At 72.1% G+C, this 25,337-nt stretch carries 20 protein-coding genes and 1 pseudogene; 19 read left to right on the top strand and 2 right to left on the bottom strand.

The window, feature by feature from the left end; translation table 11 throughout:
• Positions 1-92 precede the first annotated feature (92 nt).
• From NE235_RS05075 to NE235_RS05065, 3 genes are all read left to right on the top strand, one after another.
• Positions 93-1,904 carry an ABC transporter ATP-binding protein gene (locus tag NE235_RS05075; RefSeq protein ID WP_252799754.1) on the top strand — a complete coding sequence of 604 codons (1,812 nt, stop codon included), beginning with the start codon at positions 93-95 and terminating at the stop codon, positions 1,902-1,904.
• On the top strand, positions 1,901-3,676 hold the full coding sequence (locus NE235_RS05070; RefSeq protein WP_252799753.1) for an ABC transporter ATP-binding protein: 1,776 nt from the start codon (positions 1,901-1,903) through the stop codon (positions 3,674-3,676). The genes NE235_RS05075 and NE235_RS05070 overlap by 4 nt, the downstream gene beginning before the upstream one ends.
• 288 nt (positions 3,677-3,964) lie before the next feature.
• Positions 3,965-4,168: a cold-shock protein gene (locus tag NE235_RS05065; RefSeq protein WP_252799752.1), complete on the top strand. Its 204-nt coding sequence runs from the start codon at positions 3,965-3,967 to the stop codon at positions 4,166-4,168.
• A gap of 16 nt (positions 4,169-4,184) precedes the next feature.
• On the opposite strand, the pseudogene NE235_RS38580 reads toward NE235_RS05065, so the two are convergent.
• A pseudogene (locus tag NE235_RS38580) lies at positions 4,185-4,682 on the bottom strand (PadR family transcriptional regulator); the annotation flags it as partial.
• On the opposite strand from NE235_RS38580, the gene NE235_RS05055 reads away from it, so the two are divergent.
• The 13 genes from NE235_RS05055 to NE235_RS04995 all read left to right on the top strand — a co-directional run bounded on the left by NE235_RS05055 (position 4,652) and on the right by NE235_RS04995 (position 16,586).
• Positions 4,652-5,821 (top strand): MFS transporter, encoded by a 1,170-nt coding sequence (locus tag NE235_RS05055; RefSeq protein WP_308206027.1) that lies wholly within the window; start codon positions 4,652-4,654, stop codon positions 5,819-5,821. The pseudogene NE235_RS38580 and the gene NE235_RS05055 sit on opposite strands and share 31 nt — an antisense overlap.
• 9 nt (positions 5,822-5,830) lie before the next feature.
• Positions 5,831-6,199 (top strand): phosphoribosyl-AMP cyclohydrolase, encoded by a 369-nt coding sequence (gene hisI / locus NE235_RS05050; RefSeq protein ID WP_252799751.1) that lies wholly within the window; start codon positions 5,831-5,833, stop codon positions 6,197-6,199.
• Entirely contained in the window at positions 6,196-6,783 is a 588-nt protein-coding gene (locus tag NE235_RS05045; RefSeq protein ID WP_252799750.1) for a Trp biosynthesis-associated membrane protein, read from the top strand. The genes hisI and NE235_RS05045 overlap by 4 nt, the downstream gene beginning before the upstream one ends.
• Entirely contained in the window at positions 6,784-7,488 is a 705-nt protein-coding gene (locus NE235_RS05040; protein WP_252799749.1) for a response regulator transcription factor, read from the top strand. It abuts the gene before it with no gap.
• 36 nt (positions 7,489-7,524) lie between these two features.
• A complete protein-coding gene (locus NE235_RS05035; protein ID WP_252799748.1) occupies positions 7,525-7,968 on the top strand; it encodes a DUF2752 domain-containing protein in 444 nt (147 codons plus the stop codon).
• A 218-nt stretch (positions 7,969-8,186) separates the two neighbouring features.
• The gene (trpC, locus tag NE235_RS05030; protein WP_252799747.1) at positions 8,187-8,993 is read left to right on the top strand and encodes an indole-3-glycerol phosphate synthase TrpC; all 807 of its coding nucleotides are present in this window, start codon (positions 8,187-8,189) and stop codon (positions 8,991-8,993) included.
• A gap of 109 nt (positions 8,994-9,102) precedes the next feature.
• Positions 9,103-10,332 carry a tryptophan synthase subunit beta gene (gene trpB / locus NE235_RS05025; RefSeq protein ID WP_252799746.1) on the top strand — a complete coding sequence of 410 codons (1,230 nt, stop codon included), beginning with the start codon at positions 9,103-9,105 and terminating at the stop codon, positions 10,330-10,332.
• Between the two features lie 17 nt (positions 10,333-10,349).
• Positions 10,350-11,180, top strand: coding sequence for a tryptophan synthase subunit alpha (trpA, locus tag NE235_RS05020; RefSeq protein WP_252799745.1), 831 nt, complete (start codon positions 10,350-10,352; stop codon positions 11,178-11,180).
• A gap of 114 nt (positions 11,181-11,294) precedes the next feature.
• Positions 11,295-11,960, top strand: coding sequence for a MauE/DoxX family redox-associated membrane protein (locus NE235_RS05015; protein WP_252799744.1), 666 nt, complete (start codon positions 11,295-11,297; stop codon positions 11,958-11,960).
• A gap of 47 nt (positions 11,961-12,007) precedes the next feature.
• On the top strand, positions 12,008-12,844 hold the full coding sequence (locus tag NE235_RS05010; RefSeq protein WP_252799743.1) for a DsbA family protein: 837 nt from the start codon (positions 12,008-12,010) through the stop codon (positions 12,842-12,844).
• Between the two features lie 203 nt (positions 12,845-13,047).
• Positions 13,048-14,406, top strand: coding sequence for a prolipoprotein diacylglyceryl transferase (gene lgt / locus NE235_RS05005; protein ID WP_252799742.1), 1,359 nt, complete (start codon positions 13,048-13,050; stop codon positions 14,404-14,406).
• Between the two features lie 127 nt (positions 14,407-14,533).
• Positions 14,534-15,319 carry a hypothetical protein gene (locus NE235_RS05000; protein WP_252799741.1) on the top strand — a complete coding sequence of 262 codons (786 nt, stop codon included), beginning with the start codon at positions 14,534-14,536 and terminating at the stop codon, positions 15,317-15,319.
• On the top strand, positions 15,312-16,586 hold the full coding sequence (locus tag NE235_RS04995) for a hypothetical protein (protein WP_252799740.1): 1,275 nt from the start codon (positions 15,312-15,314) through the stop codon (positions 16,584-16,586). Before NE235_RS05000 ends, NE235_RS04995 begins: the two co-directional genes overlap by 8 nt.
• A 34-nt stretch (positions 16,587-16,620) precedes the next feature.
• Here NE235_RS04995 and NE235_RS04990 read toward each other — a convergent pair whose 3' ends face one another.
• A complete protein-coding gene (locus NE235_RS04990; RefSeq protein WP_252799739.1) occupies positions 16,621-18,144 on the bottom strand; it encodes a bis-aminopropyl spermidine synthase family protein in 1,524 nt (507 codons plus the stop codon).
• Between the two features lie 113 nt (positions 18,145-18,257).
• Between NE235_RS04990 and NE235_RS04985 the strand changes: the two genes are divergently transcribed.
• From NE235_RS04985 to gltB, 3 genes are all read left to right on the top strand, one after another.
• Positions 18,258-19,325, top strand: a complete 1,068-nt coding sequence (locus NE235_RS04985) for a hypothetical protein (RefSeq protein ID WP_252799738.1) — start codon at positions 18,258-18,260, stop codon at positions 19,323-19,325.
• Positions 19,326-19,387: 62 nt separating this feature from the next.
• Positions 19,388-20,545: an alpha-hydroxy-acid oxidizing protein gene (locus NE235_RS04980; protein ID WP_406567539.1), complete on the top strand. Its 1,158-nt coding sequence runs from the start codon at positions 19,388-19,390 to the stop codon at positions 20,543-20,545.
• A gap of 221 nt (positions 20,546-20,766) precedes the next feature.
• The gene (gene gltB, locus NE235_RS04975) at positions 20,767-25,335 is read left to right on the top strand and encodes a glutamate synthase large subunit (protein ID WP_252799737.1); all 4,569 of its coding nucleotides are present in this window, start codon (positions 20,767-20,769) and stop codon (positions 25,333-25,335) included.
• Positions 25,336-25,337 lie beyond the last annotated feature (2 nt).

Raw genomic sequence — 25,337 nt, 5'->3', positions numbered from 1 at the left:
TCTCCGCGGCGCGGAATAACCCGTCGTTCCCGCGTGATAGGGATTATCGGCCCCACTACCTGCCACGAGAGGGGACTTTGTTGTCACAAAAGGTGACATCGGACATCCTGAAAAAGGGCGCCGGCGTCCTGTGGGTCGCCGCCCGCGCGGAGCCGCGTCTCCTCACGGCCGCCGTGCTGAGCAGCGCGCTGTACGCGGCGATGACCGTGGGCAGCGCCTGGGTCCTCGGCCGGGTGACGCAGGACGTCGTCATGGCCGCCTTCCGCGACGGCCGCACCACGACGGGCACGCTGGTCCTCGGCGGCCTGGCGATCGTCGGTGTCGCGCTCCTCAAGGCGCTCGGCGTCGCGGGACGGCGGCTGTACGCCGGGATGGTCCAGTACAACATGCAGGCGGCGTACCGGCGGGCGGTCACCCGCCAGTACCTCCGGCTGCCCCTGGCCTGGCACCAGCGGCACCCCACCGGCAGGCTCCTGTCGAACGCCAATGCCGACGTCGAGGCCGCCTGGGCCCCGCTCGCCCCGCTGCCGATGGCACTCGGGGTCGTGCTGATGCTGGTCATCGCCGCGATCGCGATCCTCGCCACCGATCTCGTCGTGGCGATCGTCGGGTTCCTCGTCTTCCCCGCGATCGCCGGCCTCAACGTGATCTACCAGCGCCGCCTCGCCCCGGTCGCCGCGCACGCGCAGCGCCTGCGGGCGGGCGTCAGCGAGGTCGCGCACGAGAGCTTCGAGGGCGCGCTGGTCGTCAAGACGCTGGGCCGTGAGGCCGACGAGACCGAGCGCTTCGCCGCCGTCGCGGCCGAGCTGCGCGAGGCGAACGTCGCGGTCGGCCGCCTGCGCGGGCTGTTCGACCCCATCCTGGAGGCCCTGCCGAACCTCGGTGTGCTCGCCGTCCTGCTCGTCGGGTCGATCCGGTTGCGGTCGGGGGCGATGTCGCCCGGCGATCTGGTGCACGTCGCGTACCTGTTCACCCTGCTGGCCTTCCCGATCCGGGCGCTCGGCTGGGTCCTGGCCGAGGTGCCGCGCAGCGTCGTCGGCTGGGAGCGGGTGCAGGACGTGCTGGAGGCGACCGGCTCCCTGCCGTACGGTGACCGGTCCGTCGACGGTAAGGGACCGGCGGGGCTGGAGGTGCGCGACGTGCGGTTCGGCTACACCGGCGACGACGTTCTCCACGACGTCACCTTCACCGCCGAGCCCGGCCGCACGATCGCGGTCGTCGGCCCCACCGGTTCGGGCAAGTCGACGCTCACGAACCTCCTCGTCCGCCTCGTCGACCCCGCGGGCGGGCGGGTCCTGCTCGACGGCGTCGACGCGCGCGACGTGGAACGGCACGGGCTGTCGGCGACGACGGCGCTGGTGCCGCAGCAGGCGTTCCTGTTCGACGACACCGTGCGCGGCAACGTGACGCTCGGCCTGGACGTCCCGGACGAGGACGTGTGGGAGGCGTTGCGGCTGGCCCAGGCCGACGGGTTCGTCTCCGCGCTGGCGGACGGCCTCGACACCCGCGTCGGGGAGCGGGGCGCCACCCTGTCCGGCGGGCAGCGGCAGCGGCTCGCGCTGGCCCGCGCCCTCGTCCGCCGTCCGCGCCTCCTCGTGCTCGACGACGCGACCTCGAGCGTCGATCCGCAGGTCGAGGCCCGCATCCTCGACAGCCTGCGCGACTCGGCCGCCACCGTCGTGGTCGTCGCCTACCGGAAGGCGACGATCGAGCTGGCCGACGATGTCGTCTACATCGAGCGCGGACGGGTCCTCGCCCAGGGCCCGCACAAGGAGCTGCTGGAACGCTCCGCCGGATACCGGGACCTCGTCACCGCCTACGAGCGCGCCGCCGACGAGCCCGCACCGGACGAGCCCGCACCGGGTGAAGACGAGGACGAGGAGAACGAGGAGGCCGTGGCATGACCGCCGTGGACACTCCCGCGCGGTCCGGGCTGGCGACGCTCCGGCGCGGGCTGGCCCTGACCCCGGAGTTCCGGAAGGGCATCGCCGGAACGCTGCTGCTCGCGCTGGTCGCCACCGCCGGGCGCATCGTCGTCCCGGTGGCCGTGCAGCAGACCCTGGACCGCGGGCTGCGCGCCCGCGGCGGACCCGACATCGGCTTCATCCGCACCGCCGTCCTCGTGTGCGCCGCCGCGGTCCTCCTGACGGCCGTCGCGGCGTACCTCATGAACATCCGGCTGTACCGCACCAGCGAGAACGGCCTGGCGGCGTTGCGCGTCCGCGCCTTCCGGCACGTGCACGACCTGTCGATGCTGGCCCAGAGCGGCGAGCGGCGCGGGTCACTGGTCTCCCGTGTCACCAGCGACGTCGACCAGATGAGCCAGTTCATGCAGTACGGCGGCCTGATGATCATCATCGCGGGCGGCCAGCTCATCGTGGCCACCGTGCTCATGGCGGTCTACTCCTGGCCGCTCGCGCTGCTGGTCTGGGTCGTCTTCGCGCCGCTGGCGTTCGCGCTGCGGGTCTTCCAGCGCTGGCTGTCGAAGGCGTACGGCGCCGTCCGGGAGCGCGTCGGCGACATGCTGTCGGCGGTGAGCGAGTCGGTCGTCGGCGCGCCGGTGATCCGCGCGTACGGCGCGGAGGATCGCACCGCCCGCCGGATCGACGAGTCCGTGGGCGCCTACCGCGACGCGCAGGTACGGGCGCAGACCCTCGTCGCCCTGACCTTCCCCTCGACCGAGCTGGCCGCGGCGCTCGCGACCGCGGGGGTCGTCGTGGCGGGGACGGCGCTGGGCGTCGGGGGGCACCTCACGGCGGGGAGGCTGGTGGCGTTCCTGTTCCTGGTGACGCTGTTCGTCAGCCCGCTGCAGGTGGCCACCGAGGTCCTCAACGACGCCCAGAACGCCATCGCCGGCTGGCAGCGCGTGCTCGGCGTGCTGGACATGACCCCGGACGTGGCCGACCCGGGTGCCGCGGGGGTCGAGCTGCCCCGGGGCGCGGTCGACGTCGCGTTCGAGGACGTGTCGTTCGCCTATCCCGGCGGTCCGACCGTGCTGCAGGACGTGTCCGTGCGCATCGCGCCGCGTTCCCGGATCGCGGTCGTGGGGGAGACCGGGTCGGGCAAGACGACCTTCGCCAAGCTGCTGACCCGGATGATGGACCCGGCGTCGGGACGTGTCCTGATCGACGGGGTGCCCCTGACCGACGTGCGGTTCTCCTCGCTGCGCGAGCGGATCGTCATGGTCCCGCAGGACGGCTTCCTGTTCGACGCGTCCCTGGCGGACAACATCCGGTTCGGGCGGCCGGAGGCGTCGGACGAGGAGATCCGCCGGGTGCTGACCGAGCTCGGGCTGGGCGACTGGCTGGACGGCCTGCCGGAGGGCCTTGCGACTCCGGTCGGGCAGCGCGGCGAGTCGCTGTCGGCGGGGGAGCGGCAGCTCGTGGCCCTGGCCCGGGCGTACCTCGCCGACCCCGACCTGCTGGTGCTGGACGAGGCGACCTCCGCCGTCGACCCCGCCACCGAGGTCCGCCTGCAGCGGGCCATCGAGAGCGTCACCCGCGGCCGTACGGCCGTCTCGATCGCCCACCGGCTGTCCACCGCGGAGGCGGCCGACGAGGTCCTCGTCTTCGACCGTGGACGTCTCGTGCAGCGCGGCCCACACGCCGCACTGGTGGCCGAACCAGGACGATATGCCGAGTTGTACGCGTCCTGGGCAGCACAGTTGAAGATTTGATTTTCCGGACTCCCGCGCCGTTCTCGCCGGTGAGAGGTGGGTTGCCGCGAGAACGGCGGGGAATATCGATGGCAGAAAACAGTCTTTCGCACCGGGGCGTGTGACAGAGCACCGAACTTGGTAAACTCAAACCGGTTGTTGTCGTAGTTCCACGTTCGTTTGCCAGACGCCCGCGGACCGATGACTGGCGGGCGTGTTCGTGCCTTCTTGAGGGGCCTGCGCACACCCGCGGCAACCACAAAGTGACCCACAACCTGTGGGTTTTGTTTGTCCCGCAAGGAGTTAGGCATGGCCCAGGGCACCGTGAAGTGGTTCAACGCCGACAAGGGGTTCGGCTTCATCGCCATTGACGGCGGTGGTCCGGACGTCTTCGTCCACTACTCGGCGATCGCCACCAACGGATACCGCACGCTCGAGGACAACCAGCGCGTGGAGTTCGAGGTCGTTCAGGGCGACCGCGGCCCGCAGGCGGACCAGGTCCGTCCGCTGTAGGACTCATAACGTTCGGTTAAAGTTCACCCGTCGGGGTCCGTGCCGTTACGGTACGGGCCTCTTCGCTTTTCTGGAGCCGGTCGATCGCCCAGAGTGCCCAGTCACGGGACGCCGCCAACTGACGAAGTCCGCGTTCGAGGGCATAACGCCCAAAGTCGGACTCATCGGTCCCGTCGCACAGCATTTCCAGTTCGGTCAGCCTGGCCTCGACATGGCGTAGTTCTTCCCTGACAAGGTCGAGGGCCTCCTCTCGTGGCAGCAGGGGGATCAGGAAGGCCCGGAGCGCTCCCTCGTTGCGCACCCGCTGTTCGGGTTTGGTCTCGGTCAGCCACTGGTGCAGCTCGGCCCGGCCGGCGGTGGTGATGGAGTACGTCTTGCGGCCGCGCGAACCCTCCGCCTCGACCTGAAGCAGTCCATCCGCCGCCATGCGGTTCAGCTCGGGATAGATCTGGCTGTGACTCGCCTGCCAGACGTGGGCGAGCGATCCCTCGAACCGCTTGGTCAGGTCGTAGCCGCTGGACGGTCCCGCGCCTCGGCGCGGGCGCGCTGATCCCGCTGTCGCTCGCGCTGGTCGTCGACCTGTTCCCGCCGGAGAACTCCGGGCGCATCCAGGGCGCGGTCGGCGGCGTCATGGGGCTCAGCTACGTCGCCGGCCCGTACCTCGGCGGCCTGCTCACCGAGCAGGCGAACTGGCGCTGGGTGTTCCTGGTCAACCTGCCGATCGGCGCGGTCGTCCTCGCGGTGATCGCCCTCCGCCTGCCCCACGCGCGGCGCGAGCGGCTGCCCGCCCGGCCGGACTACCTCGGCATCGCGGTGTTCGCGGCCGCCATCGGCCTCCTGCTGTACGGCCTGACCGAGAAGGGGCGTACGACGTCCGCCGGAGCGACCCACGCGTGGACCAGCGGGACCGTCGCCGCGCCGATCGCCGTCTCGCTGGTGCTGCTGGCCGTGTTCGTCCTCGTCGAGCGGCGGGCCGCCGAGCCGATCGTGCCGCTCGGACTGTTCCGCAACCGCACCTACACCGCGGCCAACGTCGGATCGTTCTTCACGGCCTTCGGGATGTACGCGGCCATCATCTTCCTGCCGCGTTACTTCCAGTCGGTCCACGGCGACAGCGCGTCCACCTCGGGGCTGAAGGTGTACCCGCTGATGCTCGGCATGCTGGCCGGCAGCTTCCTCACCGGCGCGCTGATCAGCCGGACCCGGCGCTACAAGCCGTGGCTGGTCGCGGCGCCCGTCCTGCTCGCCGCGGGATCGCTGCTGTGCGCGGGCATCGGCGTCCACACCGGCGTCTGGGTCCTGGCCGGCTGGATGACACTGATCGGACTGGGCGTCGGGCCGATGCTGTCCGGCCTCACCATCGCCGTCCAGAACTCCGTCGAGCCCGAGCACATCGGCACCGCCACCAGCAAGGTCACCTTCTTCCGCCAGGTCGGCGGGTCGGTCGCCCTGGCCATCGCCGGCACCGCGTACGTCTCCCACGTGCGCGCCGCCGCCCCGGCGCACGGCCTGGTCGCCGCATCGGCGTCCGCCACCGCCACCGTCATCCCGTGGCTCGGGGCCGCCGGCGCCGCCATCGCGCTCGTGGTCTTCGCGCTGATGCCCGAGTCCCCGCTGCGGCTCCGTGGCCCCGCGGCCACCGCGGCCGAATGAGGCGGCACAATGGATGCCATGTCCTTGGACCCCAAGATCGCCGATCGTCTCAAGCGGACCGAAGACGGCCTCGTCCCGGCCATCGCCCAGCAGTACGACACGGGCGAGGTGCTCATGCTGGCCTGGATGGACGACGAGGCCCTGCACCGCACGCTGACCACCGGCCGCGCCACCTACTGGTCGCGCAGCCGCAAGGAGTACTGGGTGAAGGGGGAGTCCTCCGGCCACCAGCAGTGGGTCAAGGAGGTCGCCCTCGACTGTGACGGCGACGCCATCCTGGTCAAGGTCGACCAGGTCGGGGCCGCCTGCCACACCGGGGACCGCACCTGCTGGGACGCCGACCGTCTCGACGCCGTCGTGGGAGAGCGTCCCGAGTGACGCACCGTCGCGAACTCGCCGCCGCCGCGCTGCTCGGCGCGGTCGGCGCGGGGCTCGCCGCCGGTTTCACCGGCCGGACGTGGGCCACCGTCACCGTGCGCGGGGGCCCGGACCTGGTGCCGTCGCTGCAGCACCTCACCGGGAGGTCGCTGAGCGGCGGCATCGCCGCGCTCGGCCTGGTGGGGCTGGCCGGGATCGCGGCGCTGCTCGCCACGCGCGGCTGGGCCCGTACGGCCGTCGGCGTCCTGCTGACCGTCTTCGGCGTGGTCGTCGCCGTGCTGTCCCCGCTGGCCGTCCGCCACGCGCGGGTGGTGTCGGCCGCCGCCGACCGGACCAACCTCACCCGGCTGACCGGTGACCTGTCGGTGCACGTGAGCGGCTGGTGGATCGTCTCGCTGGCGGGCGGGGTCCTGCTGGCCGCCGCCGGCCTGCTCACCGTCGTACGCGGCCGGCGCTGGCCCGGCATGTCCGCCCGCTACGACCGCCCGGGCGCCGCCGCGCGCGCCGGCGACGATCCCGCCTCGCTGTGGAAGTCCCTCGACCGCGGCGACGACCCCACCAGCGACGAGCTCCGGGAGCACTGATTGAGCGGGCGCGCGCCGTCCGGGGAGGGTGGCGCGCGTGACGCCCGCCCGCAGCGTCCCCGCGCGACCGCGCCGGGCCGTGCGACCGTGCTCGTGGTGGAGCACGACCCGGGCGTCGCCGAGCTCATCCGGCTCTACCTCGCCCGCGAGGGGTACCGCGTACGATTCGCCGCCGATCCGCAGGCGGCCGCCGGGCTCGCCCGCACCCTGCGGCCGGACGCGATCGTCCTCGACCTGACCACGGGCGTGCACCGGGAGGTCGCGGAGGCCGCCGGCCCGGCGGTCATCGTGTCCGTGGTGCCGCCCGGCATGACGGCGCCCGCGGGGCCCGCCGTGCCGCGCCCGTTCAGCCCGCGGGTGCTCCTCGCCACGCTCGGCCGCGTCCTGCGGGGGCACCGGGCCGCCGCGCCGCGCCACGACGTGCTGCGGGCCGGCGCCGTCGTGCTCGACACGAGTGCGCGTTCCGTCACCGTGGCGGGCGTGCCGACGGCGCTGACCGCCGTGGAGTTCGACCTCCTGGCGTACCTCATGAGCCATCCGGGGCGGGTCTTCCCCCGCGACCAGCTGCTCGTGGCCGTGTGGGGGGACACCGAGGCCGCCGGCGCCCGCACGGTCGACGTCCACATCGCGCAGCTGCGCGCCAAACTGGGCGCCGGCAGCCCGCTGCGCACCGTACGCGGCGTCGGCTACGTCGCCGATCTCTGACCGGCCTCCGAGGCGGGTCCGCCGTACGCTGTGAGCGTGACAGTGGGACGGGCCGGAACCCGGCCGATGCCGCCGGGGGCGGAGCGCCGGAGGGCGCGCTGGGCGCCGTACGCCGTGCTCGCCGCCGTGCTCGGCGCGGCCGGCTACGTCTCGGCGGTCGATCCGAACCACCCGGGGCACTACCCGACCTGCCCCTTCCTCGCCGTGACGGGGTACTACTGTCCCGGCTGCGGGGCGCTGCGCATGATCCATGCGATCGGTCACGGTCATTTCGCCGAGGCGTTCGGCCATAACCCGCTCACCTTCGCCACGCTGCCATTCCTGGCTTACCTGTGGGTCAGGTGGGTCTGGGCGGCGCGGAGGGGACGGCGGGTGCGGTCCAGGATCCTCCATCCGGTGGTGATCACCGGGTTCACGATGGTCATCCTGTTCTTCTGGGTTGTCCGTAATCTCTCCATCGGACGTGCCCTGGCACCGTGAATTCCCACCCCCGCAAGGCGCATCGGACCGGCGGGGCTACGATCGAGACACACGACCGTCCGGCAAGGGGGACCGTTCTCGTGGGCGGGCCTGCGCGGCAGGCCCCGTCGCGAAGACGGCGGCCATCCGGCGAGCGATCAGCGGGGAGGGCATGTGGGCGACCGGTTCTGGGCGGCAACGTCACCAAGGCCTCCGATGAGTGCGGGAAAGGTGGGCTCGTGAGCGTGCTCGACGAGATCCTGGACGGCGTCCGGGCCGATCTTGCGGAGCGGCAGGCGGCCGTGTCACTCGACGCGCTCAAGCGGATGGCGGCCCACGCCCCGTCGCCGCGCAACGCGATCGGCGCGCTGCGCGGTCAGGGCGTCGCGGTGATCGCGGAGGTCAAGCGGTGCAGCCCGTCGAAGGGCGCGCTGGCGGCGATCGCCGACCCGGCCGCGCTCGCGGCCGACTACGAGGCCGGTGGCGCCGCCGTGATCAGCGTGCTGACCGAGCGCCGCCGTTTCGGCGGCAGCATCGACGACCTGGCCGCGGTGCGCAACCGCGTCGACATCCCGGTCCTGCGCAAGGACTTCGTCGTCTCCTCCTATCAGCTGTGGGAGGCGCGGGCGTACGGCGCCGACCTCGTGCTGCTGATCGTGGCCGCGCTCGAGCAGCAGGCCCTGGTCTCCCTGATCGAGCGGGCGGAGTCGATCGGGCTCACCCCGCTCGTCGAGGTGCACACCGAGGAGGAGCTCGCCCGCGCGCTGGACGCCGGGGCGAAGGTCATCGGCGTCAACGCCCGCGACCTGACCACCCTGCGCGTCGACCGCAGCACCTTCGCCCGCATCGCGCCGCAGATACCCGACGGCATCGTGCGGATCGCCGAGTCCGGCGTGCGCGGGCCGCACGACCTGCTCGCCTACGCCTCGTCCGGAGCCGACGCGGTCCTGGTCGGGGAGAGCCTCGTCATCGGGAAGGACCCGCGCTCGGCGGTGTCCGACCTGGTCGCCGCCGGGACGCACCCGGCGCTGCGTCAGGGCAAGTAGGCGGCGGAGCAAGTAAGCTATGCGCGTGATCCTTCGCGAGCGATGGCGGGCCTGAATCCGCACCTCAGTTGACCGGATCCAGACTCACCGACTGCGACAGGACATCGCGATGACCATCGATGCCGCACGCTCTCTTCCCGACCTGACGGGACACTTCGGCCGCTTCGGCGGGCGGTTCGCGCCCGAGGCGCTCATGGCCGCGCTCGACGAGCTCACCACCGCGTACGAGACCGCGATGGCGGACTCCGCCTTCCGCGCCGAGCTCGACCACCTGCTGGCGACCTACGCCGGGCGGCCCAGCCTGCTCACCGAGGCGAAGCGCTTCGGCGCGGAGGCCGGTGGCGCCCGGATCCTCCTCAAGCGCGAGGACCTCAACCACACCGGCTCGCACAAGATCAATAACGTCCTGGGGCAGGCGCTGCTCACCCGGCGGATGGGCAAGACCCGGATCATCGCCGAGACCGGCGCCGGCCAGCACGGCGTCGCCACCGCGACCGCCGCGGCCCTGCTCGGCCTGGAGTGCGTCGTCTACATGGGCGAGGTCGACACCGTCCGGCAGGCGCTCAACGTCGCCCGGATGCGGATGCTCGGCGCCGAGGTGGTCCCGGTCACGACCGGCAGCCGCACCCTCAAGGACGCCTGCAACGAGGCGTTCCGCGACTGGGTGGCGACCGTCGACGACACCCACTACTGCATCGGCTCCGTCATGGGCCCGCACCCGTTCCCGATGATGGTCCGCGACTTCCAGCGGATCATCGGCGTCGAGGCCCGCGCGCAGGTCCTCGAGCTGACCGGGCGGCTGCCCGACGCGGTCGTCGCCTGCGTCGGCGGCGGATCGAACGCCATCGGCGCCTTCCACGCCTTCGTGCCCGACGAGGGCGTCCGGCTGTACGGCTTCGAGGCCGGCGGCTCCGGCGTCGAGAGCGGCAAACACGCCGCCACCCTCGCCGGCGGCTCCCTCGGGGTCATCCACGGCATGCGCACCTACCTGCTGCAGGACGAGGACGGGCAGACCCTGGAGACCCACTCGGTGTCCGCCGGGCTCGACTATCCCGGCGTCGGCCCCGAGCACTCCTGGCTGCACGACACGGGCCGCGCCACCTACGAGGCCGTCACCGACGCCGAGGCCATGGACGCGTTCGCGCTCCTGTGCCGCACCGAGGGCATCATCCCCGCCATCGAGTCCGCGCACGCGCTGGCCGGCGCGCTGCGCGTCGGCCGCGAGCTCGGCCCGGACGCCACGATCGTGGTCTGCCTGTCCGGCCGGGGTGACAAGGACATGCACACGGCCGCCGAGTGGTTCGGGCTGGTCGAGGGCGAAGGGCCGGCGGGCGCATGAGCGAGCGGAGCGAGACCATGGAACGGACCGAGGGGGCGCCGGCGCGCACCGCGGCGACGGCGTTCGAGCAGGCCAAGGCGGAGGGACGGGCCGCGCTGGTCGGGTACCTCCCCGCGGGATTCCCCTCCTACGAAGGCGCCATCACCGCCGCGAAGACGATGGTCGAGGCGGGCTGTGACGTCATCGAGATCGGCCTGCCCTACACCGACCCGCTCATGGACGGCCCGACCATCCAGGACGCCGTCCACCAGGCGCTGACCGGCGGCATCCGGGTCGCCGACGTGTTCCGCACGGTCGAGGCGGTCGCCGCCACCGGCGCGCGGACGCTCGTCATGACGTACTGGAACCCCGTCGACCACTACGGCGTCGACGCCTTCGCCCGTGACCTGGCCTCGGCGGGCGGCTCTGGCCTGATCACCCCGGACCTGACGCCGGAGGAGGCCGAGCCGTGGCTGGCCGCTTCCGACGCATGCGACCTGGACCGGGTGTTCCTCGTCGCGCTCAGCTCGACCGACGAGCGCCTGGCCAAGATCACCAGCCTGTGCCGTGGATTCGTGTACGCCGCCTCGCTCATGGGCGTGACCGGCGCGCGCACGGCCGTCGACACCGGCGCCGCGCACCTGGTCGAGCGGACCCGCAAGGCGATGACGCAGGGGTCGCCGCTGCCCGTCGGCCTCGGCCTTGGCGTCAGCAACGGCGAGCAGGCCGCGGAGGTCGCGGGGTTCGCCGACGGTGTGATCGTCGGTTCGGCGTTCATCCGGCGGCTGCTCGACGCGCCGTCGCCCGAGGCCGGGATCGACGCCGTACGCCGTCTCACCGCCGAACTCGCCGAAGGTGTGCGGCGGTAGAGCGCCCACACCCGGCGCGAAGGTGACAGGATCTACCCCGTGCTTGACGGCGTCCTTACATTCCCGTCGCCTATGCTGGCGCGCGCCGGGATCAAGACAGGGTGAGGAACGACAGTGGCTGAAGCCAAGGCTGACTCCGCGGGGCGTAGGACGAAGGCCACCAGAGGGGCGTCCAGGCCCGCGGGTGGCAAGACCACGTCCGCGCGGGCCAAGGGCGGACCGGGCGACGCGAAAACCCGCCCGGGGCGCGAGCGGGTCGACGTCGACGAGCGCGGGGCCGGCCTGGCCGGGCGGGTCCGAGTCCCCGCCATCCCCGAGCGCTACCAGCAGTGGATCACCCTCGCGGTCCGCGTCCTGCTCGCGGGGATCCTCGGGACCGCCGGCTACGCGAAGTTCACCGAGCCGGTCGCGTTGCAGAAGACGGCGGTGTCCGCGTACCGCATCCTGCCGCAGGGCATGGTCAGCCCGGTCGCCCTCGGGCTGCCGGTGCTGGAGATGGTCCTCGCCGCGATGATCCTCCTCGGCTTCGCCACCCGGGTCATGGCGATCTGCGTGGGTCTGCTGTTCGTCGTCTTCATCGCCGGGATCATCTCCGTGGCCGCACGCGGACTGTCCATCGACTGTGGCTGCTTCGGGGGCGGCGGCACGGTGGCCAAGGGACAGACCCACTACCTTAGAGAGGTCTTCCGAGACCTCGGCTTCCTCGTTCTCGCCGCCTGGCTGATGTTGTACCCACGCGGCAAATACGCGCTCGACCGGATGCTCGGGCTGTACGCCTGAGCCGCAGACGGTCCGGGCGTTCCACGAATAATCACCTAGGAGATCAGATGAGCAAGGCCGCTCGACAGCGGTCGGCCCGCGAGCGGCTGGCAGAGGAGCGCAAGCGCCAGGCGCAGAAGCAGCAGCGGATGCGCGCCCTGACCATCGCCATCAGCGCCCTCGCCATCGTGGCGCTGGCCGTGATCGTCACGGTGTACGTCGTGAACAAGAAGGACAAGAACACCTACACCGGTGCGATTGCGCCGGCGACCCGCCTGGCCGACGGCGGGATCCTGATGGGCAAGCCCGGCATCAAGGCGCCCAAGCTGGAGCTGTTCGAGGACTTCCAGTGCCCCATCTGCCACGAGATGGAGAACACCAGCGGCAACACCGTCAAGCAGCTCGCGGCCGAGGGCAAGGTCAACGTCGTCTACTACCCGTTCTGGCTGTTCAAGCAGCAGTCGGAGCCGATCCGCGGCAACTCCCAGCGGGCGGCCAACGCCGCGCTGTGCGCTCCGGCGGACAAGTGGGTCCAGTACCACGACATGATCTACAAGAACCAGCCGGCGGAGGGCTCGAACGGCTTCTCCAACAAGGACCTCATCGGCTGGGCCAAGAAGCTGGGCTTCGACACGCCCGCCTTCGAGCAGTGCGTCAAGGGCCTGCAGAAGCAGAGCCAGCTCGACGCGCTCACGAACTACGCGGAGCAGACCCGTCAGGTCACCGGCACGCCCACCGTCTTCCTCAACGGCCAGTCGCTGGACCTGACCAACGTCCTGCTCAAGCCGTCCGCGCTCAAGAAGGCCGTCCTGGCCGCCAAGCCCGTCGACGCGACGCCGAGCGCGGTCCCGTCGACCACGCCGAGCGGTTCGGCGAGCGCGACGCCGACCAAGCCCGCCAAGTGACGGCCGCGGGCGGCGCCCACCATCGCGCCGCGCACCGGCGGCCATCGCGGACGGACGGCTGAGAAGAGGGGCGTGACCACCCGGTCGCGTCCCTCTTCTCGCATACCCGGCGTACGAGCGGCCGCGCGGCGCCCTGCAATCGACGCCCGATCTTCACCGTCGCCGCGCCTCCGCGCGCTCGCCAGGCGGTAATCTCACATCCCATGCAGCAGCCGCTCGCCTTCATCCCGAGCCCGTCGCAGGGGAGCATCCATCTGGGGCCCCTGCCGCTCCGCGGGTACGCCCTGATGATCATCATCGGGGTGATCGTCGCCGTCTGGCTCGGGGACCGGCGCTGGGCGGCGCGCGGCGGCACGGCGGGGACGGTCCTCGACATCGCCGTCTGGGCGGTCCCGTTCGGCCTGATCGGCGGGCGTCTCTACCACGTCATCACCGACCACCAGCTGTACTTCGGGCACGGCCGCCACCCCATCGACGCGCTCAAGGTCTGGAACGGCGGCCTGGGCATCTGGGGGGCTATCGCGCTCGGCACCTTCGGCGCCTACCTCGGCTGCCGGCGCCGCGGCATCTCGCTGCGCGTGTTCGCCGACGCCGCCGCACCGGGCATCGCCCTCGCCCAGGCGATCGGGCGCTGGGGCAACTGGTTCAACCAGGAGCTGTACGGCCGGCCGAGCAAGCTCCCCTGGGCGGTGAAGATCGACTCCGCCCATCGCCCGCCGGACGCGAAGTACGCCGACATCGCCACCTACCAGCCGACCTTCCTCTATGAGTTCCTCTGGTGCATCGGGGTGGCCATCCTGGTGATCTGGGCGGAGAAGCGGTTCCGCCTGGCGTACGGCCGCGCGTTCGCGCTCTACGTCGCCGCCTACACCGTCGGCCGCGCCTGGATCGAGTGGCTGCGCATCGACGAGGCGCACAGGATCCTGGGCCTGCGGCTCAACGACTGGACCTGCCTGATCGTGTTCCTCGGCGCGGTGGCCTACCTGTACGTCAAGCGCGGGACGGCGAATCCGCCGGGCGCCCTGGGCACGGCGGGCGACGCGGGCGAGACCGCGGAGGACCCGCCCGCTCCGGCGGCCGCGGACGACGACGCCACCGCCACTGCTGCCACCGCGCAGCCGGCGGACACCGAAGCCGGCGCCGAGCCCGCCGAAGCCACCGAAGCCACCGAAGCCACCGGCGAGCCTGCCACGCCCGACGCTGAGCCCGTCGCCTCCGACAAGGCCGCCGGCGCGCCTGCCACGGGCGATGCGGCCGACGCCGAGCCTGCCACGCCCGAATCGGCCGAAACGACCCATGCGGAGCCCGCCGGGCCCGCTGGCGCCGCGCCTGCGGACGCCGAGGCGAACCCGGCCGAGCCGGAGGACGACGAGCCCGCCGAGGTGAAGGACACCGAGGTGAAGGACACCAAGGCGGAAGAGGCCACGGCCGAGGACTCCGAGGAGAACGGCGGCGAGGACGACGAGGCGGGCGGCGAGGAGCCCGGTGACGGCGGCCGTACGGAGTCCGCGGCCGGTCCGGTGGACACCGCCGACCGGTCGTCGGCGACCCACGGGGCGTGATCGGGCGCTCCGCGAGGCGGGGTAGGCGTCCGTCGGTCCGTGGGGTATGCCACAAACACTGCGACAAAACGGGGCGAAGCGGCGATATGGACATCTCGGCGATGGAGGTTCGCTAAGCTCACGCCTCGTGAGCGAGATGGGTTACGAGGACCGCGAGCAAGGTCGGCCGTCCCGGGGACGCCGCGCCGCACAAGGCTCCGAGGGTGGTTCTAAGCGGAATCTGCTGATCATCGGTGGTGCCGCGGTGGCCGTGATCCTCATCGTCACCGTCGTCGCGGTCGTGGCGATGGGCGGTGGCGGCGACAAGAAGCCGCAGGCCGCCGCCGCGGCGAAGGTGAAGCCCAGGGTGTACGTCAACACCCCGGCCAACCCGCAGGTGAAGAAGCTGGCCGACCGGGCCAAGGACAAGCGCCCGCTGAACAAGAACGAGGTGTTCGGCGACGACGACAAGACCGTCACCCACGGCAAGTACACCTTCACGCTCGCGGGAGCGGACCTCGCATCGGACTGCAAGACGGTCACCTGGGGACAGCAACTCCAGAGCGACCTGGCGAAGTACGGCTGCACTCAGATCGCCCGCGGCGCGTACGTCAGCAACGACAAGCAGTACGTCGGCCAGTTCATCGCGATCAACCTCGAGAACCTGCAGGGTGCCGAGCAGCTCGTCCGCGACCTGGACCCCGACAGCGGCGCGGGCTTCGTCTCACCGTTCGCGGTGAAGGGATCGACGGACTTCAGCGACGGTTTCAGCGCGGCCTACAGCCAGGCGTTCGGCCACTATGTGGTCGTCAGCTGGGTGGAGAAGGCCGGCGGCGCCCAGCCGCAGTCGATGAACGAACTCCTGGACGCCAGTATCGCCATCGAGCGGGCCGACGACTTCGTCTGGGAACGACTCGTCCTCGCCGGTGCATAGGCGTCCACGCCGCCGGTCCGCGGCGCCCGACAACGCCGCGGACCAGGACGCCCCGCAGAGCCCCGAGGGGGATCTTCCGCAGCCGCCCCACGGGTACGGCGCGCCGCCCGGGCCGTGGGGTGCCGGGCCGGCTTCGGCGTGGAACGGCGGACACGCTCCGAGGACGGACGCGCAGCAGCCGCCCGCGTGGAGCGGCGGACCGCCCCCGGCGGGGGAGGGACCGCAGCCGCCGTGGAGCGACGGTCGGCCCCCGGCGGGGGAGGGGCAGCAGCCGCCCGCGTGGAACGACGGTCGGCCCCCGGCAGGGCAGGGCCAGCAGCCGGTCTGGAACGGCGGGCAGCCCCCCACCTGGGACGGGCCGCAGCCCGGGCCGGACGGCGCGGGGCCTCCCGCCTGGGAGGGGCAGGAGCCCGCCGCGTGGAACGGCGGCCGGCCGCCCGGCTGGGAGACGGAGCCTGATCCGGAGGAGGAGAAGCCGCGACCGTCACGCCGGTCGCTCCGGCTTCCCTCGATCAAGCTGCCGGCCCGCCCCGCACGCGGTGAGCGGGGCCCCGGCGCTGTGCCGCCGGCCGCGTACTTCGGTGCGGCCGGAGTCATCATCGTCGTCGCGCTCATCGTCGTCGCGAGCCTGGTGGTGCTGCTCCACGACGATCGGAAGCCGTCCGGGCCGCAGCAGGCCGCCGCACCCGCCGGCGGACCGCTGCCATCGGTCTACTCCGCGGCCTCCTCCACGGCGGTGTTCGCGCCGATCGCCAAGCGCACCGCCGACCCGCATCCCCTGACCGCGGGCGAGGTCTTCGACAAGAAGACGATCTCGGATCGGGACGCCAGGGCGTCCTTGAAACTGAAGGCGTCCAAGCTGGACGCTCGGTGCGCCGACGCCGTGTGGGGGCAGCCGTTCGCTCAGCTGCTGCAGCGGTCGGGCTGCACGCAGGTGACGCGCGCCGCCTACGGTGACAAGGGCTTCTCGGCCCTGGTGACGATCTTCAACCTGGCGGACTCCACGGCCGCCGACAAGCTCGTCGCGGCGGCGGATCCGCAGACCGGCGACGGGTTCGTGCGCCCGCTGGACCAGGACGGGGCGTACGGCCAGGGGTTCAGCACGGCGCGCGGGGTGGCGATGGGCCACTACGCGGTGATCACCTGGGTACGGCGCGCGGACGGTTCGGGAAGTGAGACGGATCCGAAGCTGGTGTCGCTGCTGGTCACGATCGGCCCTCCGCCCGCCATCGTCGGGCGCGTCGCCGACAGGGGCACGCAGGACTGACGCGCCCGTCGCCCCGGCCGCCCGGCGGGCGGGGTCAGGCGCCGAGCGTCCGTCGTACCAGGTCGGGGAGGCCGGCGAGCCGGTGGGCGGGCAGGTCGAGTACGGTCGCGTCGCCGAGCCAGGGGGCGGCCTCCTGGATCCGGGCGCGCGCCTGGTTCTTGGTCAGGTCGCCGGCGGTGTGCCGGATGAGACCTTCGCGCCAGGAGCCCGCGATCCGGTTGTGCGGCCGGTCGAGGATGTGCCGGAGGACGGCTCCCGTCCCGCCGGGCGCCTCGACCCGGGAGGCGGCGATCTCGCCGGACGCCGTCTTGAGGTGGTACACGGCCGAGAGGACGCCCTTCAGGGCCCGGGGGAGCACCGCGGGCGTGAGCACGCGCACCCGCTCGGCGCGGGACGCGAGCAGCACGCGGGGCAGCAGGGCGTCGTATCCGGCCGGCAGCGCGATGACGACGTCCCCGGTGCGGCCGGCGTACGGCTTGGCGAGCCAGGTCGCCAGGTGCACGCGCGGAGTGCCGGGCGCGAATCCCTTGGGCCAGTCGCCGACCAGCAGGTCGGCGGTGCCGGCGTCGGTGGCCTCGAAGGGCCGTTCCCGGGCCTCCACGGCCTGCGGTCCCTGCGTGTAGATCCGGGTGCCCGCGGCGGCGGGTCCCAGCGCCTTCCAGGTGCGGCTGGTGGGGCGCAGGACGTACAGGTCACTGGCAGAGCCGATCGCCGGGGCTCCGTCGTAGCGGTTGAAGTCCGGCCAGATCGCTTCGTACGCCAGGTGCAGCGGCCCGAGGGCCTCCTGGACCTTGAGCGCAAGCGCCGGGGTCCCCTCGCTGGCGCCGTACGCGACGAGGATCCGTCCGGAGTCGCGGTCTCGCAGGCCCTCCAGGCCGCGCCGGGTGAACAGCGCGACGCCGTCCGGGGTGTACGGCGGGTCGGTGAAGACGAGGTCGGCCCACTCGCGCGCGCCGGGTGGCAGTCCGAGCCGTAGGTCGGCGAACCGGCAGTGGATCGGCAGGCCGCGCCGGGCGGCCTCCTCGCCGATGAACTCCAGGATGCGGTCGTCGATGTCGACCACGGTGATCTCGACGCCGGGGTGGGTCAGCGCGACCGCGAGGGACGTGAGGTCGTGGTCGCCGACGCACAGCAGCCGGGCGGAGCCGAGCCAGAACCGGGCGCCGAGCAGCAGTGCCCGTCGTACGGCCGTCTCGGCGGTCGCCGCGACGTGGTCCAGCGCGATGCGGGCGCGGGGCGCGGCCGCGACCAGCTCCGCCATGGTGGCGACGGCCTCGGCGTGGCCGGGGAGGAGGTGGGCGACGGGGTCGGCGATGACCGGCGGGGCGGCCAGGGGCCGGTAGGCGTCGACCCGGTCGCGGCGGATCCGGCCGTCATCCAGGTCGTCGCCGAGCGCGGTGAGCAGCGCGTCGATCGCCCGGCGGGGCGCGGCGGTCGCCCGGACGAGCGCGTCGGCGTCCCATGTGCGGTCGCCGGTCAGCAGAGCGAGGGCATGGCGCAGGCGGCGGGCACCGACGCCCTCGACGAGTCGCGCGGCTTCCTCGGGCACCTCAGACATGCCGTCCAGCGTAGAGGTGTCAGAATCCGGTGCCAGAATCCGCCCAAAGAGCAGGGAACCAGACCTTAGGCTTCTTCCATCAAAATGGCGATGTCGTCAGAGGAGATCGCGATATGAGTTACCCGTACCCGCCCACCGGCCCCGGAGAGCAGCCCCCTGGCGGCCAGCCCGGCGGGTGGGGCGCGCCGCCGCCGCAGGGCGGATACGACCCGTCCCAGGGCGGATACAACCCGTCCGGGCCCGGTTGGCAGCACCAGGAGACGATGGCGGGTGGCGTGCCCATGGGGCCGCCGCAGATGCTGCCGCCGCAGGGACCGCCGCCGATGGGCCGGATGGGCCAGCCGCCGATGGGTCCGATGGGCCCGATGGGGCAGCCGCCGATGGGCCCGCCTCCGAAGAAGGGCAACGGCGGCCTGGTCGCCGGGGTGATCGCCGCGGCGGTCGTCCTGGTCGGCGGCGTGCTGGGCGGCGCCTACTACGCCGCGTCCAGTGGCGGGGACGACGACAAGTCGAAGACCACGCCGGCCACCGTGGGAACGCCGGAGGCGGGGCGGCCGACGGCCGGGCAGCCGGGCACGGCGGGCGGCCAGTACAAGCCCTCGTACTACAACGCGACCAAGTCCTGGTCGCTGTGGAACAACCTGAACAGCGCCGCGCAGGATTCCAAGCCGATGACCGTCGACGAGGTGTTCGGCGACGGTGAGGCCAAGAGCCAGACCAACAACATCGAGCACATCACGATGCAGTTGCAGGGCGGCGGCCGGCTGGACACGGACTGCGCGAGCACGGTGTGGGGCCCGGGGCTGAAGGCGGCGCTGCAGAGTTACGGGTGCACGCAGGCGATCCGCGCGGCGTACGTCTCCACGGACCAGAAGTGGGTCGGCCAGGTGGTGATCTTCAATCTGCGGGACGTCAACGCCGCCAACACGCTGATCCAGGACATGGACCCGGAGGCGGCCGGCAAGGGCTTCTTCCTGCCCGTGTCGGGTGCCTCGCCGGTGGACCGGTTCGGTAAGGGGAGCACCGGCGCGTCCGGCGGCGCGTACGGCCACTTCGTCGTGATCGGCTGGGCGGGGTCGGCGGACGGCAGCGCGTCCGAGAGCGACACGATCGCGCCGGCCGGGCTCACGGAGCGGGCGGGCAAGACGTTCCTGTTCAGCCGGAACGTCGGCTCCCACTGACCTGCCGCGGCTTTGCCGCGTGCTCGGGTTGGCGCGTCACACGGTGGGGTAGCACGCACATCGTGGCGGCATTCGCCGAATACCAGGACGAGCTGTATGCCCGGGGCTTGACCGGGCATCAGCCGCCGTACCCCATCAGGTTCGCGGAGCTGGAGGAGAAGGCCTCGGCCGCGATGACGCCGAAGGTCTGGGAGTACGTGGCCGGTGGCGCCGGCGACGAGCACACCCAGCGCGCCAACTGCGCGGCGTTCGAGCGCTGGGGCCTGTATCCGCGCATGCTCGTCGCGCCCGCCGAACGCGACCTGTCGATCGAGCTGTTCGGGATCGAGCTGCCCTCGCCGGTGTTCATGGCACCGATCGGGGTGATCGGGGTGTGCGCCCAGGACGGCCACGGCGATCTCGCGTGCGCGCGGGCCTCCGCCCGCACGGGTGTTCCGTTCTTCGCGGGGACGCTGTCGGCGGATCCGATGGAGGACGTGGCCGCGCTGCTCGGCGACACGCCCGGTTTCTTCCAGCTCTACACGCCGCCGGACCGGGATCTGGCCGCGAGCCTGGTGCACCGGGCGGAGGCGGCGGGTTTCACGGGCATCGCCGTCACCCTCGACACCTGGGTCACCGGCTGGCGGCCCCGGGACCTGCGCGGCTCGAACTACCCCCAGGTGCCCAGCGGGTGCCTGCGCAACTACACCGGTGACCCGGTGTTCCAGCGGAGACTGGGGCCCGGTGACGATCCGGTCGAGGTGGCGGTGCGCACGCTGCCGATCTTCGGCGGGCCGTTCCGGTGGGACGACCTGGACTGGCTCCGGTCGCAGACCGCCCTGCCCCTGATGCTCAAGGGCATCTGCCATCCCGACGACGTGCGCCGTGCCAAGGACCACGGCGTGGACGGCATCTACTGTTCGAACCACGGCGGGCGGCAGGCGAACAACGGGCTGCCCGCCCTGGAGTGCCTGCCCGGTGTGCTCGACGCGGCCGGCGGGCTGCCGGTCCTGTTCGACTCGGGCGTGCGCACCGGCGCCGACGTCGTCAAGGCGCTGGCGCTGGGCGCCACGGCGGTGGGGGTCGGCCGCCCTTACGCCTACGGGCTGGCCCTCGGCGGCGTCGACGGCGTCGTCCACGTGCTGCGCTCGCTGCTGGCCGAGGCCGATTTGATCATGGCGGTCGACGGTTATCCCGCCCGGAGGGATCTCACGCCGGAGGCGCTCCGCCGCGTCGGATGATCGCGTTTCCGCAGGTCGCCGGGGTGACGAACGTCCGGCCGCGCGGCCGGAACAATCCGGCGGACGGCACGGTTGCTCCAAGATGCGGGAGATTGTGCAAGTTTCGCGATCCCACCGCGTCGGGGATGAATCAGGCAGTGTTGTAATCTCTAGTCACCGCAGTGGGCCAACGTCGTCCCGGACTGCACTGATGAGGAGCTAACGAGACGACGGGAGGGTTGATGGTGCCTGCTGCCATGATTCCGGGCCGGGGACGCCCTGAGCGTCAAGGTCTGTACGACCCCGCCGGTGAACACGACGCCTGCGGCGTCGGCATGGTCGCCGACCTCAATGGTCGTAAGAGCCACGACATCATCGTCAAGGCCTTGACCGTCCTGCGTAACCTGGATCACCGCGGCGCCAAGGGCGCCGAGCCGGACGACGGCGACGGCGCCGGCATTCTCACCCAGCTGCCCGACGCCCTCTTCCGTGAGGTCGTCGGCTTCACGCTGCCCGAGCCCGGCGCGTACGCCGCCGGCATCGCGTTCCTGCCCGCCGGCGAGGCGGAGCGGGCCGAGGCCGTCGCGATCATCGAGCGGATCGCCGACGAGGAGGGCCTGACCGTCCTCGGCTGGCGCGAGCTCCCGTACGACCCGGAGTTCACCGGGCCGACGGCGCGCGCGGTCATGCCGCACTTCGCCCAGCTGTTCCTCGGCGCCCGCGACGGAGCGCGGGAGCTGGAGCTGGACCGGATCGTGTTCTGCGCCCGCGAGCGCATGGAGCAGGACACCGGGGTGTACTTCCCCAGCCTGTCCAGCCGCACGATCGTCTACAAGGGGATGCTGACCACCCCGCAGCTGGAGCCGTTCTTCCCGGACCTGTCCGACCGGCGCTACGACAGCGCGATCGCGCTGGTGCACTCGCGGTTCTCCACCAACACGTTCCCGGCGTGGGAGCTGGCCCACCCGTACCGCTTCGTCGCGCACAACGGCGAGATCAACACCGTCAAGGGCAACCGGAACTGGATGCGCGCCCGCGAGGCGCTGCTCAAGTCCGACCTGCTGCCGGGCGACCTGTCCCGGATCTTCCCGGTGATCGACATCGAGGCCAGCGACACGGCCTCCTTCGACGAGTGCCTGGAGCTGCTCCACCTCGGCGGCCGGTCGCTGCCGCACTCGGTGCTGATGATGATCCCCGAGGCGTGGGAGAACCACGCCGAGATGGACCCCGAGCGGCGGGCGTTCTACGAGTTCCACTCCACGCTGATGGAGGCCTGGGACGGCCCGGCCAGCGTCACCTTCACCGACGGCACCGTCGTCGGCGCGGTCCTGGACCGCAACGGCCTGCGCCCCGGGCGCTTCTGGGTCACCGAGGACGGCTTCGTCGTGCTGGCCAGCGAGGCCGGCGTACTCGACATCGAGCAGTCCAAGGTCGTCCGCAAGGGCCGCCTGCAGCCCGGCAAGATCTTCCTCGTCGACACGGCGCAGGGCCGCATCGTCGAGGACGACGAGATCAAGGCCGAGCTCGCCCGCGAGCACCCGTACGCCGAGTGGCTCCGCGACGGTCTCGTGCGCTTCGAGGAGCTGCCCGAGCGCGAGCTGCGCGTCGTCGAGGAGCTGCACGAGGGTGACCTGCCCTCGCACGAGACCCTCGTCAAGCGCCAGCAGGTCTTCGGCTACACCAACGAGGAACTGAAGATCATCCTGGCGCCGATGGCGAAGAACGGCGCCGAGCCGATCGGGTCCATGGGCACCGACACGCCGCTGGCCGCGCTGTCGGACCGCCCGCGGCAGCTGTTCGACTACTTCAAGCAGCTGTTCGCGCAGGTCACGAACCCGCCGCTGGACGCCATCCGCGAAGAGCTGGTCACGAGCCTGCAGTCGACGCTCGGCCCGGAGGGCAACCTGCTCGAGCCCGGCCCGGAGTCCTGCCGCCGGCTCGTGCTGCCCACGCCGATCCTCGACAACGAGGAACTGGCCAAGATCATCCACATCAACGACGAGGGCGACCGGCCGGACTTCCAGCCGTACGTCGTCTCCGGCCTGTACGACGTGACCGGCGGCGGCGAGGCGCTCCGGCACCGCCTGGAGGAGATCTGCGCCGAGGTCTCGGCCGCGATCCGCGACGGCGCCCGCCTCCTCGTCCTGTCCGACCGCGGCGCGACCGCCGACCGGGCGCCGATCCCGTCGCTGCTGCTCACCGGCGCGGTGCACCACCACCTGATCCGGGAGAAGAGCCGCACGCGGGTCGGCCTGGTCGTCGAGGCCGCCGACGCCCGCGAGTGCCACCACATGGCGCTGCTCATCGGGTACGGCGCCTCCGCCGTCAACCCGTACCTCGCCATCGAGACCGTCGAGGACCTGGTCGCCACCGGCGTCCTGGAGGTCGAGCCGGCCAAGGCCGTCCGCAACCTCGTCAAGGCGTACGGCAAGGGCGTCCTGAAGGTCATGTCCAAGATGGGCGTGTCCACGGTCGCCTCCTACACCGGCGCGCAGATCTTCGAGGCCGTCGGCCTCGGCGAAGAGGTCCTCGCCGAGTGCTTCGCCGGCACGACCTCCCGCCTCGGCGGCGTCGGCTTCGACGTCCTCGCCGAGGAGGTCGCGCAGCGCCACCGCCGGGCGTTCCCGCCCGGCGGCAACGAGCTGGCCCACCGCACCCTCGAGGTCGGCGGGGAGTACCAGTGGCGCCGCGAGGGCGAGCCGCACCTGTTCAACCCCGAGACGGTCTTCAAGCTGCAGCACGCCACCCGCAGCCGCCGCTACGAGATCTTCAAGGAGTACACGCGGCTCGTCGACGACCAGGCGGCGCGGCTGATGACCCTGCGCGGTCTGTTCAAGCTGCGCGAGGGCGTACGCCCGCCGGTGCCGATCGAGGAGGTCGAGTCCGTCTCGGAGATCGTCAAGCGGTTCTCCACGGGCGCGATGTCGTACGGCTCGATCTCCGCGGAGGCCCACGAGACCCTCGCCATCGCGATGAACCGCCTCGGCGCCAAGTCCAACACCGGTGAGGGCGGCGAGGACCCCGAGCGGTTCACGCCCGACGCCAACGGCGACCTGCGCCGCTCGGCCATCAAGCAGGTGGCCTCCGGCCGGTTCGGCGTGACCTCCGAGTACCTCACCAACGCCGACGACCTGCAGATCAAGATGGCGCAGGGCGCCAAGCCCGGCGAGGGCGGCCAGCTGCCCGGCCACAAGGTGTACCCGTGGATCGCCAAGACCCGGCACTCCACGCCCGGCGTCGGGCTCATCTCCCCGCCGCCGCACCACGACATCTACTCGATCGAGGACCTCGCCCAGCTCATCCACGACCTGAAGAACGCCAACCCCGCGGCGCGCGTGCACGTCAAGCTCGTCGCCGAGGTCGGCGTCGGCACGGTCGCGGCGGGCGTGTCCAAGGCGCACGCCGACGTGGTGCTCATCTCCGGGCACGACGGCGGTACGGGCGCCTCGCCGCTCACCTCGATCAAGCACGCCGGCGCGCCCTGGGAGCTCGGCCTCGCCGAGACCCAGCAGACGCTGCTGCTCAACGGCCTGCGCGACCGCATCGTCGTGCAGACCGACGGGCAGATGAAGACCGGCCGCGACGTGGTCATCGCCGCGCTGCTCGGCGCCGAGGAGTACGGCTTCGCCACCGCGCCGCTGGTCGTCTCCGGCTGCGTGATGATGCGCGTCTGCCACCTCGACACCTGCCCGGTCGGCGTCGCGACGCAGAACCCGGAGCTGCGCAAGCGGTTCAGCGGCAAGCCCGAGTTCGTGGTCAACTTCTTCGAGTTCATCGCCGAGGAGGTCCGCGAGTACCTCGCCGCGCTCGGCTTCCGGTCCCTGGACGAGGCGATCGGGCAGGTCGGCCTGCTCGACACCGCCGAGGCCGTCGACCACTGGAAGGCCGCCGGCCTGGACCTGCGCCCGATCCTGCACCGGCCGGACCTGCCCGACGGCGCGGCGCTGCGCCGCGTCACCACGCAGGACCACGGCCTGGAGAAGGCCCTGGACAACACGCTGATCCAGCTCGCCGAAGGCGCCATCGCCTACGGCGACCAGGTGACGCTCGAGCTGCCGATCCGCAACGTCAACCGCACCGTCGGCACGATGCTCGGCCACGAGGTGACCAAGAAGTGGGGCGGCGAGGGCCTGCCCGACAACACGATCGACGTCACCTTCACCGGCTCGGCGGGCAACTCGTTCGGCGCGTTCGTGCCGCGCGGGATCACCCTGCGGCTCATCGGCGACGCCAACGACTACGTCGGCAAGGGCCTGTCCGGCGGCCGCCTCACCGTGCGCCCGCCCGCCGACGCGCCGTTCAAGGCGGAGGAGCAGATCATCGCCGGCAACGTCATGCTGTACGGCGCGACGTCCGGTGAGGCGTTCGTCCGCGGCGTCGTCGGCGAGCGGTTCTGCGTCCGCAACTCCGGCGCCACCGCCGTCGTCGAGGGCGTCGGCGACCACGGCTGCGAGTACATGACCGGCGGCCGGGTCGTCATCCTCGGCCCGACCGGCCGCAACTTCGCGGCCGGCATGTCCGGCGGCATCGCGTACGTCCTGGACCTGCGGGCCGAACGCCTCAACACCGAGATGGTCGACCTCGACCCGCTCGACGCCGACGACCTCGCCTACCTGCGGGACGTCGTCGAACGCCACCACACCGAGACCGGATCGACGGTGGCCGCCGCGCTGCTCGCCGACTGGGACACCGCGGCCGGCCGGTTCAGCAAGGTCATGCCGCGCGACTACAAGAGGGTCCTGACCGCCCGCGCCGCCGCGGAGGCCGAAGGACGCGACGCCGACCAGGCCGTCATGGCCAGCAACGGGTGAAG

This window comes from Actinoallomurus spadix (assembly GCF_024055725.1).
In the GTDB taxonomy this organism is placed as follows: domain Bacteria; phylum Actinomycetota; class Actinomycetes; order Streptosporangiales; family Streptosporangiaceae; genus Actinoallomurus; species Actinoallomurus spadix.
The sequence above is the reverse complement of the archived record's forward strand: the minus strand, read 5'-3'. Positions and strand labels throughout refer to the sequence as shown.